Raw genomic sequence first — 11,094 nt, forward strand, 5'->3', positions numbered from 1 at the left:
TCGGCAGGAGCGCCTGCCCGCCGTAGATGAAGCGCGACTTGGCGACGAACGAGCAGATCTGGTCCATCGACGGAAACAGGAACGATGCCATCGTCGCATCGACGATCGGCCGCCCGCCGCGCAGGGCGATCCGGCCCGCGACGCCGATGAACCCGCGCTCGGAAGCAGTCCGGTCGCGCACCCGCTCGGGCCCGAAGCGTTCGACGAAGCCCGTGGTGGTACCATAAACGTCGCGGCGCACGTCCTCGCCCATGACGAGGACGCGGGCATCGCGCTGCATCTCTTCGGACTGCGCCTGGAAAATGGCCTGAAGGTAGGTGGTCTCACCCATTGTCGCGCCTCCTCCGGCGGTACGGACCCGCCGCCGGCTGCGTCACCCTAGAGGATGGTCGGGTCAAGCGCCAGCCATCCCCGAGATAGCGCTCCCCTCCGGCCCTACGGCGCAAGCGAAGATCGCAGCCCGTACAATTGCCCGTGGACGCAAGTCGGCGCGCCATTCCGTCGATCCCGCCAGACGCAGCGGAATCGGACCCAATCTCGACGCGGTGATCGGGGGCGCGGCAGGCAGCCGACCGGGCTTCAGGTACACGGCGGGCTGGCGGGCGGAAAGTTCTGGTGGACGCCCGAGAAGCTCGACACCTTCGTTGCCAGCCGCGCGAAGTCGTGCCGGGGACCAACATGGCCTCCCCGGAATCGCCGATCCTGCGGCTCGCAAGGCGCTGGTCGCTTATCTGGCGACGACCGGAAAGTAGGAGGTCGTCGTCCCTGCGCAGGCTGGGATCAATCGCCGGTATTCCTTTCCGTCAACTCGGGCGCGGGCCGAAGCCCAGCTTTGGCAAACAGGATCGCTTCGCATCTTTTTTCGCCGGTTTGACGGTAGTTGGCGCTTGACAAAACGAACCATTTAGGTTATATGGGCTAGCATCCGCCAGCCGAAGTACAAGGCGAAGCGGTGTTTTCGGGTCGACGTCATGGGCGGAGGGTCGCGAGTTCAAGTCGCAAACCTTGCGCGTTCCCATGCGCTGATACGGATCGGTCATCGTGGCTCTGGCCCGGCGTTCCCCTGGTTGGAACGCTCTCCCGGAAGTCCCCTCGCCTGTGCTCGACGCGGACCCCATCGCAGCGAAGCACCGATCTATGGAACTACAGGTCAAGCCGGGCTGAACCATGCCTCTACCCGGCGCTCGCTCGCAAGGCATACCACACTACGAGTACCCGCGCCCTCAAGCATGGGCGCCCGTGACGCCGACCCGATGTTTTTTCGCGCAAGTTTCCCGGCATAAGGCCCGCGCTCGCCAGCGGGCGTTTTCGTGTGTCCGCGATCCTCTCTCTTGCCCAGCAATGGGTAGGGTGCCGCTCACGGAAATTCCGCCAAAAGAAAGTCCAGCGCTACCCGCGCCCGCATCGGCATGCGCATCCCGCGAAAGCCGTGGGCGGCCATGATCGCCAGCGGCGTGATCCGCGCTTCGGGCAGGACTTGCACCAGTAGTCCGCGCGACAGATCCTCCTCGACCTGGATGCGCGGCAGAAGCGCAACGCCCAGCGCCCCGAGCGTCCCCCGCAGAACCGCCTCGCTCGTGTTGGCCCTCAGGAAACCGCTAACGCGCAGTTGGCGCCCTTCGATCGACCAGGGCTCGGGCCGCGCCGCATAGCCGTAGGTCAGGCACTGGTGCGCCGCCAGATCGTCCATCGTCAGCGGCTCGCCGTGCGCCTCGATGTAGGCAGGCGCGGCGACGAGGATTCGGGGAAGCTTGCCCAGTGGCACCGCGCCCGGCGCCTCTGTCGGGCCGACGGTCAGCCACAGGTCGAGCCCGCGGTCTTCGGCGACATCGCGCCAGTCGGCGAACAGCAGTTCGACCGAAAGGTCCGGATGGGCCGCCCGCAGGCGCTCCAGCCTGCGCGCATAATGGAGCCCAAGCGCGGTGGTCACCCCGATCCGCACGAGCCCCCGCGCTGCCACCGCTCCCGCAAGGTCCGCCTCTGCCTGCGCCACCTGGTCGAGGATCGCAGCGGCATGCTCGACCAGCCGCTCGCCGTCGCCGGTCAGGGTAATGCGGCGGGTGGAGCGCTGGAACAGCCGGACGCCGAAATGGGCCTCCAAGTCGTCGATCGCGCGCGCTATGGTGGTGTGGCTGAGGTTTTGCCGGCGCGCGAGGGCGGAGAAGCTGCCTTCCTGGCTCAGGCGCAGGAACAGCCGCAGGGATCGCACGAGGTCGCTCATCTGAACGCAAATAGCACAAGTGATGCATGCATTAGAGCTATTGTCTTCATCCCTGCACGGATCAATGGAACCTAGGGTGCACCTAGAAGGCACCTAGCCAACCGCGAGGATGACCATGACCCACCGTATCGCCCCTGCATACCTGCGCTCGAAAGTCATGTCGGCTGCAGACGCCGCCGCTCTCATCAGCCACGGCCAGACCGTGGGCATGAGCGGCTTCACCGGCTCCGGCTATCCCAAGGCCGTGCCGATGGCACTGGCCGCGCGGATCGAGGGCGAGCATGCCGCCGGGCGGCCGATGCGGGTCAAGGTCTGGACCGGTGCCTCGACCGGGCCCGAACTCGACGGTGCGCTCGCCAAGGCGGACGGCATCGAGCTACGCCTGCCCTACAACTCCGACCCCATCGCCCGCGAGCGGATCAACAAGGGCGAGATGGACTATCTCGACATGCACCTCAGCCAGGTGGCGCCAATGGCGTGGCAGGGGTTCCTCGGGCCTCTAGACGTGGCGGTGGTCGAAGTAACGGCGATCCGGCCCGACGGTTCGCTGGTGCCCTCCTCCTCGGTGGGCAACAACAAGACCTGGCTGGACCGCGCCGAGGCGGTGATCCTCGAGGTCAACTCGTGGCAGAACCCCGCGCTCGAGGGCATGCACGACATCTACTACGGCACCGCGCTGCCGCCCCACCGCGTGCCGATCCCTCTGGTCCGGCCCGACGACCGCATCGGCCAGCCGACCCTCCAGTGCGACCCGGCCAAGATCGTCGCCATCGTCGAGACCGACGCGCCCGACCGCAACCTCCCCTTCACGCCGCCCGACGCCAGCGCGCTGAAGATCGCCGACCACATCATCGAGTTCCTCAGCCACGAGGTCGCCAAGGGGCGCCTGCCGGCCTCGCTGCTGCCGATCCAGTCGGGGGTGGGCAACATCGCCAATGCCGTGCTGACCGGGCTGGTCGACGGGCCGTTCCACGACCTCACATCCTATACCGAGGTGATCCAGGACGGCATGCTCGACCTGATCGACGCCGGCCGACTACGCATGGCCTCGGCCACCGCCTTCTCGCTCAGTCCCGATGCGGCGCTGCGGATCAATGCCGAGATGCACCGCTACGCAACCCGCATGATCCTGCGCCCGCAGGAGATCAGCAACCATCCCGAGCTGATCCGCCGCCTGGGGTGCATCGCCATGAACGGGCTGATCGAGGCCGACATCTACGGCAACGTCAATTCCACCTGCGTGATGGGCAGCCGCATCCAGAACGGCATCGGAGGCTCGGGCGACTTCGCGCGCAATGCCTACGTCTCGATCTTCATGACCCCCTCGACCGCCAAGAACGGCGCCATCTCCGCGATCGTCCCGCAGGCGGCGCACGTCGACCACATCATGCAGGACGTCGCGGTGCTGGTGACCGAGCAGGGCCTTGCCGACATGCGCGGGCTTCCACCCCGCAAGCGCGCCGCGCTGGTGATCGAGAACTGCGCGCACCCCATCTACCGCGACGCCTTGCGCGACTATTACGACCGCGCCTACCACGGCTCCTACGGCAAGCACGCGCCGTCGCTGCCGGGCGAGGCGCTGTCGTGGCACCAGCGGTTCATCGATACCGGAACGATGCTGGCGTGAGGGGCACCTGCCGCAAATGACAGGTCCGTCACACTGGACTCAGCCATACCCCGCACCTATATACCGCTCGGTATGAAATGTTCGGAATCCTCTGCGGGCACCACGATCACACGTGGCCGTCCCCGCGAATTCGATCCTGAGACGGCGCTTGCCGCCGCGCTCCGGGTGTTCTGGACTCGCGGCTACGAGAATGCCTCGCTGGCTGAACTGACCGAGGCGATGGGCATCACCAAGCCCAGCCTCTACGCCTGTTTCGGCAACAAGGAAGCCCTGTTCCGCAAGGCGCTGGACCTCTACGAGCGCGACAAGCTGGCATATATCGGCACCGCGCTGGAAGCTCCCACCGCACGCGGCGTCGCCGAGAAGCTGCTGCGCGGCGCACTGGCGACCCACTGCGGCACGAGCGACCCGCACGGATGCCTGGGCGTCATCAGTTCCGTCGCGTGCACGAACGAGGTCGATTCGATCCGCGACCACGTCGTCGCCCGCCGCGCTTCCTCCGAGGCCGCGCTGATCGAGCGTTTCGAGCGCGCCCATGCCGAAGGCGACCTGCCCCCGCCCGTCGATCCCAGGGCGCTTGCCAGTTGCCTGACCACCGTCCTCCAGGGTCTGTCGGTCAAGGCGCAGGGCTGTGCCTGCCCCAGCGAACTGCAGGGCACGGTCGACGCATTCCTGTCGATCTGGCCCAGTAAGTAACCTCCCGTCGTTCGCGGGGACCGCGGCCCGCCCGAGGAGTAACCGCGATCCTCGGGCGAGCCAGGGCCGATGGGTGTCCGAGGCGGACTGGTTCGCACTTGCGGAAAAATTTTCGTTCAACGGCTGTTCAGCTCTTGAAAAGCGCCTGTGAGACCTAATTAACCGGTCGGTACAGAAAGCCGCTTGACCTAAACCTCACCTGAATATATACCGCTTGGTACAGAAGACATCCACCCGACTCGCCGCCGATAACGGCATCGTGTGGACTCTCTCGATCCGTCGACCCCCGGGCCGGCGATCGGTGCCGCATGCCTCACGGACGGCGGCTGACAGATAGCAACAGGCGCTCGCCCGTTCGGACCCCCGTGGCCGGCGCCGGACGAGTGCATCCGAAATCCTTCCGGCAGCCCCGTGCCGGAAGTCGCCCCGGTGTGCGCCCTCCCCCCGTCCCGGGGCGTGCGCCGGGGCACTCCAGGAAGGAGCACGAGACATGGCCTTCATCGACTTCACCGAGGCAGCCCACAACACGCTGCCCACCATTTCCGTCCAGCCCGCCTCGGTGATCGCCGAAGCTGCCGAGGTCCTGTCCACGCTCGAACGGCGCGTCGTCGCGCTGGCCCGCGAGGACGGTCTCGCCACGCTGCGCCCCCAGCGCAAGCGCGGCTGGTTCGCCCGCCTCATCCTCGGCCCCACGCCGCCTTCGGCGATGCTCGCCAACGAGCAGCTCGAGGCGCTGCGCCGCCTCGCGGTTCGCGGCTGGCATCATGGCTACACGGTTCCCGTCTCGGCGTTGAAGGAGGCCCGCGCGGCCGGCCACAGCGAAGCCAAGATCGGCGCCGTCATCGACATCATCGGCCGCAGCCGCGCGCCGTTCCGAAGGCTTGCCGCATGAATCTCGCAACATCCCTGCACATCCCGTCCGAGTACTCGCGCGATGCGGACATCCGCACCGAACGGCCGAAGTTCCAGCGGCGTATGCCTCTCGCCATCGGCGCGCTGGCGCTGATCGCGGTCGCCGGGCTCGGCTGGAAGTTCCTCGCCCAGCCCGAGGCCGCCTCCGCGCTGCCGCCGCCGGCGCTGGTGCAGACCGCCCAGCCGCTGGTGCGCGAAGTGACGCAGTGGGACGATTACGTCGGCCGCTTCGCCCCCAGCAAGACGGTCGAGGTGCGCCCGCGCGTCTCGGGCGCGATCACGCAGATCCTGTTCAAGGACGGCGACTACGTGCAGGCCGGACAGGCCCTGTTCGTGGTCGACCAGCGCCCCTACCGCGCCGCGCTGGCGGAGGCCCAGGCCGACGCCGCCTCGGCCAGCGCCGCGCTCTCGCTCGCGCGGTCGGACTACGGCCGCGTCGCCGGGCTGTCCGGTGACGAGGCGATGGCCGCCAGCGAAGTCGACCAGCGCCGCTCGCGCGTCCGCGCCGCCGAAGCCGCGCTCGCCGCCGCCCAGGCCCGCGTGCGCACCCGCGCTCTGGACATGGAGTTCGCCACCGTGCGCGCCCCGATCTCGGGCCGCGTGTCCGACCGCCGCGTCGACGCGGGCAACCTCGTGTCGGGCGACAACGGCGCCAACGCGACGCTGCTGACCACGATCAACGCGGTCGATCCGATCTACTTCACCTTCGACGCCTCGGAATCGCTGTTTCTCAAGACCCAGCGCGACCGGGCCGACGACACCGGCGCCGCCGCCGTCGAAGTACGGCTGCAGGACGAGACGAACTACCGCTGGAAGGGCAAGCTCGACTTCACCGACAACGGCCTCGACCCGCGTTCGGGCACGATCCGCGTGCGCGCCAGCCTGAACAATCCGGACGGGTTCCTGACCCCCGGCATGTTCGGCAACATGCGCCTCGCCAGCGGCGGCAAGGTCAAGGCCATGCTGGTGCCCGACGCCGCGGTGCGCTCCGACCAGACCCGCAAGGTCGTGATGGTCGTCGCCAAGGACGGCACCGTGGCGAGCCGCCCGGTCGAGACCGGACCGCTGGTGGGCAACCTGCGCGTGGTCCGCAACGGCCTCAGGCCCGACGACGCGGTGGTGATCTCGAATTACCAAGCCGCGATCGCGGGCGCTCACGTCCAGACCAAGGCGGGCAAGATCGCCCCCGAGAAGGTCGGCGCGGCTCCGGCGCCGTCGGAGCAGTCCGCTGCCCAGGCGACGCTGAACTAACCGCCGCCAAACAGCCCTCCCGTTCGTGTCTCGACTTAGATGGACACGAACGGGAGGGCCGGGTTTCAAGTAAGACATTTTTGATCGCGCCGATCGGCGCGCCTGACCCGCCACGCGCAGACCTCTTCTGCGCGAAAGCCCGACGCGCGCCCAGACACCGTCTGCACAGACAAGGCACCTGCCATGCGACTTTCCCGCTTCTTCATCGACCGCCCGATCTTCGCCGGCGTCATCGCGGTGATCATCACCGTGATCGGCGCGCTGGCCTTCATCGGCCTGCCGGTCAGCCAGTATCCCGACATCGTGCCCCCCACGGTGACGGTCAGTGCCCAGTACCCCGGCGCTTCCGCCGAGACCGTCGCCAACACTGTCGCCTCTCCCATCGAGCAGGAGATCAACGGCGTCGACGACATGCTCTACATGGATTCGCAGTCGACCGGCGACGGCAAGGTGACGATCACCGTCACTTTCAAGATCGGCACCGACCTCGACGCCGCGCAGGTGCTCGTCCAGAACCGCGTGTCGATCGCCACCCCGCGCCTGCCCGAGGAAGTGCAGCGCATGGGCGTGGTGACGCGCAAGACCTCGCCCGACTTCCTGATGGTCGTGAACCTGCAGTCGCCCGACGGCACCTACGACCGCGACTACCTCTCGAACTACGCGCTCACGCAGGTCAAGGACCGGCTGGCGCGCATTGAGGGCGTGGGCGACGTGCAGATGTTCGGCGCGCGCGACTACGGCATGCGCATCTGGATCGACCCGGGCCGCGCCGCCGCCATGGACCTCACCGCCGGTGAGATCGTGACAGCGCTGCGCAACCAGAACGTGCAGGTCTCGGCCGGCGCGATCGGCGCGCCGCCGTTCGACAAGGGCAACGCCTACCAGGTCGGCGTCGAGCTTCAGGGCCGCCTCGCCGACCCCAAGGAATTCGCCGACATCGTCATCCGCACCGATCCCGACGGCCACCAGGTCCGCGTGCGCGACGTCGCCCGCGTGGAGCTGGGCGCTCAGGACTACAACACCAATACCTACCTCTCGGGCAAGCCGACCGTCGTCATGGCGGTGCTGCAGCGCCCCGGCTCCAACGCGCTGGAATCGGCGCAGGCCGTGCGCGCCGAGATGGACAGTCTCGCCACCAGGTTCCCCAAGGGCCTCGAATACTCGGTCATCTACAACCCCACCGAGTTCATCGGCCAGTCGATCGACGCGGTCTACCATACCCTGTTCGAGGCGGTGATCCTCGTCGTCCTCGTCATCCTCGTGTTCCTGCAGAACTGGCGCGCGGCGATCATCCCGATCATCGCGATCCCGGTGTCGCTGATCGGCACGGCTGTGATGTTGGCGGCGGTCGGCTACTCGCTCAACAACCTCTCGCTGTTCGGGCTGGTGCTCGCCATCGGCATCGTCGTCGACGACGCGATCGTCGTGGTCGAGAACGTCGAGCGCTATATCGAGGAGGGACTGTCCCCGCTCGAGGCGTCCCGCCGGTCGATGGACGAAGTGTCCGGAGCGCTGGTGGCGATCGTGCTGGTGCTCTGCGCGGTGTTCGTGCCGACGCTGTTCATCGGCGGTATCTCGGGCGCGTTCTACCAGCAGTTCGCGGTCACCATCTCCACCGCGACAGTGATCTCGCTCGTCCTCTCGCTCACCCTCTCGCCCGCTCTCGCCGCAGTCCTGCTACGTCACCGCGAGCGTGTGAGCGACACCGCCCCGCGCTGGCGCCGGGTGATGCAGGGCGCCGCCGACCGTTTCAACAACGGCTTCGATCGCATGAGCAACGCCTACGCCCGCCTCACCGGCCGGCTGGTCGTGCTCCCCGCGCGGATGATGGCCGTCTACGGCGCGCTCATTGCCGCGACCGTGGGCCTGTTCTGGGCGACGCCGACCGGCTTCGTCCCGCAGCAGGACCAGGGCTACTTCCTCGCCGCCGCGTTCCTGCCCTCGGGCTCGTCGCTCGAGCGCACGGACGAAGTCACGCAGGAGATCGCCAAGCGCCTCCTGCCGATCAAGGGCATCCGCGGCGCGGTGATGTTCGCCGGTCTTCACGGACCTTCGCGCACTGCCGCTCCCGATGCCGCGGCGATCTACTTCCCGTTCAAGTCGTTCGAGGAACGCAAGGAACTGGGCGTCACCTATGCCGACATCATGAAGCAGGCGCAGGAGGCGATCGCGGGCTACGACAAGGCCACGATCTACATCCTGCCGCCGCCGACAATCAACGGCATCGTCCCCGCCGGCGGCTACCGCATGATGGTGGAGGACAACGAAGGCCGCGGCTACGGCGACCTCGCGGCAGCGACCGGCGGCATGCTCGCCAAGGCCAACCAGGCAAAGGGGCTGCAACAGGTCTACACCCTGTTCGACCAGAACACCCCGCGCGTCTTCGCCGACGTCGACCGCCGCAAGGCCGATCTCCTCGGCGTGCCCCCGGAACGCGTGTTCGAGGCGCTCCAGGTCTACCTCGGCTCGGCTTTCGTGAACGACTTCAACCTGCTGGGCCGCACCTACCGCGTCACCGCGCAGGCCGACCAGTCGCAGCGCGGATCGGTGGCCGACATCGCCAACCTCAAGACCCGCTCCAACTCGGGCGCCATGGTGCCGATCGGCTCAGTCGCCACGTTCGAGGACAAGACCGGCCCCTACCGCGTGGTTCGCTACAACCTGCACCCGGCGATCGAGGTCGACGGTAACGTCGCTCCCGGCTTCTCGACGGGCCAAGCCCTCTCCACCATGGAGAAGGTCGCCGACGAGGCGCTGCCGGCCGGCTACACCCACGAATGGACCGGCATCGCCTACCAGCAGGCCACCGCCGGCAACACCGCCGGGATCGTGTTCGGCATGGCGGTGCTGTTCGTCTTCCTCGTGCTTGCAGCCCAGTATGAAAGCCTGACCCTGCCGCTGGCGATCATCCTGATCGTGCCGATGTGCCTCTTCGCGGCCATGACCGGCGTGAACCTGAGGGGCATGGACAACAACATCCTCACCCAGATCGGCCTCGTCGTGCTGATCGCGCTGGCGGCCAAGAACGCGATCCTCGTGGTCGAGTTCGCCAAGCAGGCCGAGGACGAGCGCGGCATGTCTCCGGTGGAGGCCGCGATCTACGCCGCCCGCACCCGCCTGCGGCCGATCCTGATGACCAGCTTCGCGTTCATCCTGGGCGCGGTCCCACTGGTCATCGCGCAGGGCGCCGGCGCCGAGCTTCGGCAGGCGCTTGGCACGGCGGTGTTCTTCGGCATGGCGGGCGTCACCGCATTCGGCCTGCTGTTCACGCCGACCTTCTACGTCGTGTGCCGGAACCTGGCGGAGCGCCTGCGCCGCCGTCCGGCACCGCAGGGCCACAGCCACGCGCTGCAGCCCGCTGAGTAAGGACATCTTTCGATGACGATCAAGACGATCTCGGCGCTGTTTGCCGCCACTGCCATCTCCGCCTGCGCGGTCGGCCCCGACCATGTCGCGCCGACCCCGCCACCCTCGGCCGAGGCGCCTTTCGTGGGCGTCCAGACCGCCGAGGTCACCGCCGCCGCCCCCGAAGCACAGTGGTGGCACCTCTACGACGATCCTGTCCTCGACAGTCTCGTCACCGACACCCTCGCCGCCAACACCGACCTTCGCGTCGCACTGGCGCGGATCGAGCGGGCGCGCGCATCCTTGCGCGGCTCTCGCTCGCAGGCGCTGCCGCAGACCGACATCAACGGCTCGGCCACTTACGGCCGTGTCGCCGAAAGCCAGGCGCTGCCCAACGTCGACCGCGAGGGCCGCCGCGTCGACGGCGAACTGGCGATCGGCTACGAACTCGATCTGTTCGGCCGCGTCAGCCGGGGCATCGAGGCCTCTCGCGCCGATCTCGACGCCGCCCGCGAGGATGCCGACGCGGTGCGCGTGACCGTGGTGGCCGACACCGTGCGCGCCTATGTCGACGCGCTCAGCGCCGAGGAACAGATCGACGTCGCCGAACGCACAGTGGACCTCATTGCCCGGTCGGAACGGATCACCAACGCCCGCTTCGAGCGCGGTCTCAACCAGAAGCTCGACGTCATCCGCGTCACCCAGCTTCGCGAGGCGCAGGCCGCGACCATCCCGACGCTCGAGGCCCGGCGCGACGCCGCGCTCTTCCGCATCGCGGTGCTGACGGGGCGCACCCCGCAGGACCTTCCCGACGCCGTGCTCGCCCGCACCACCACGCCCACGATCGGCCAGCCCATCCCGGTGGGTGACGGCCGCACCCTGCTCGCCCGCCGCCCCGACGTGAAGGCCGCCGAGCGCCGCCTCGCCGCCGACACCGCGCGGATCGGCGTGGCGACGGCGGACCTCTATCCCAAGATCACGCTCGGCGGTTCGATCGGCACCACGGCGCTCGGCTCTACGGACATCTTCGGCGGCGGCCCGC

The 11,094-nt window shown here is 68.1% G+C and carries 7 protein-coding genes and 1 pseudogene; 6 read left to right on the top strand and 2 right to left on the bottom strand.

Annotated features, from left to right (window positions below; all coding sequences use genetic code 11):
• Positions 1–331: pseudogene (locus PMI02_RS14110) on the bottom strand (alpha-ketoacid dehydrogenase subunit beta); the annotation flags it as partial.
• Positions 332–1,357: 1,026 nt separating this feature from the next.
• The gene (locus PMI02_RS14115; RefSeq protein WP_007683860.1) at positions 1,358–2,221 is read right to left on the bottom strand and encodes a LysR family transcriptional regulator; all 864 of its coding nucleotides are present in this window, start codon (positions 2,219–2,221) and stop codon (positions 1,358–1,360) included.
• 115 nt (positions 2,222–2,336) lie between these two features.
• Here PMI02_RS14115 and PMI02_RS14120 point away from each other — a divergent pair, with 115 nt between their 5' ends.
• The 6 genes from PMI02_RS14120 to PMI02_RS14145 all read left to right on the top strand — a co-directional run.
• A complete protein-coding gene (locus PMI02_RS14120; RefSeq protein WP_007683862.1) occupies positions 2,337–3,848 on the top strand; it encodes an acetyl-CoA hydrolase/transferase family protein in 1,512 nt (503 codons plus the stop codon).
• Positions 3,849–3,920: 72 nt separating this feature from the next.
• Positions 3,921–4,544 carry a TetR/AcrR family transcriptional regulator gene (locus PMI02_RS14125; RefSeq protein WP_007683865.1) on the top strand — a complete coding sequence of 208 codons (624 nt, stop codon included), beginning with the start codon at positions 3,921–3,923 and terminating at the stop codon, positions 4,542–4,544.
• A 490-nt stretch (positions 4,545–5,034) separates the two neighbouring features.
• Positions 5,035–5,436, top strand: coding sequence for a hypothetical protein (locus PMI02_RS14130; protein ID WP_007683866.1), 402 nt, complete (start codon positions 5,035–5,037; stop codon positions 5,434–5,436).
• Positions 5,433–6,707, top strand: coding sequence for an efflux RND transporter periplasmic adaptor subunit (locus tag PMI02_RS14135; RefSeq protein WP_007683868.1), 1,275 nt, complete (start codon positions 5,433–5,435; stop codon positions 6,705–6,707). Before PMI02_RS14130 ends, PMI02_RS14135 begins: the two co-directional genes overlap by 4 nt.
• Before the next feature lie 183 nt (positions 6,708–6,890).
• On the top strand, positions 6,891–10,073 hold the full coding sequence (locus PMI02_RS14140) for an efflux RND transporter permease subunit (RefSeq protein WP_007683870.1): 3,183 nt from the start codon (positions 6,891–6,893) through the stop codon (positions 10,071–10,073).
• Positions 10,074–10,085: 12 nt separating this feature from the next.
• Positions 10,086–11,094 (top strand): efflux transporter outer membrane subunit (locus PMI02_RS14145; RefSeq protein WP_007683872.1); only part of this gene is annotated, 1,009 nt, incomplete at its 3' end.

Origin of the sequence: Novosphingobium sp. AP12 (genome assembly GCF_000281975.1) — a bacterium.
In the GTDB taxonomy this organism is placed as follows: Bacteria; Pseudomonadota; Alphaproteobacteria; order Sphingomonadales; family Sphingomonadaceae; genus Novosphingobium.

Bases quoted from the DNA above. Each gene is read 5' to 3' on its own strand.
- PMI02_RS14115 (WP_007683860.1), bottom strand. From the start codon at position 2,221: ATGAGCGACCTCGTGCGATCCCTGCGGCTGTTCCTGCGCCTGAGCCAG.
- PMI02_RS14120 (WP_007683862.1), top strand. From the start codon at position 2,337: ATGACCCACCGTATCGCCCCTGCATACCTGCGCTCGAAAGTCATGTCG.
- PMI02_RS14125 (WP_007683865.1), top strand. From the start codon at position 3,921: ATGAAATGTTCGGAATCCTCTGCGGGCACCACGATCACACGTGGCCGT.
- PMI02_RS14130 (WP_007683866.1), top strand. From the start codon at position 5,035: ATGGCCTTCATCGACTTCACCGAGGCAGCCCACAACACGCTGCCCACC.
- PMI02_RS14135 (WP_007683868.1), top strand. From the start codon at position 5,433: ATGAATCTCGCAACATCCCTGCACATCCCGTCCGAGTACTCGCGCGAT.
- PMI02_RS14140 (WP_007683870.1), top strand. From the start codon at position 6,891: ATGCGACTTTCCCGCTTCTTCATCGACCGCCCGATCTTCGCCGGCGTC.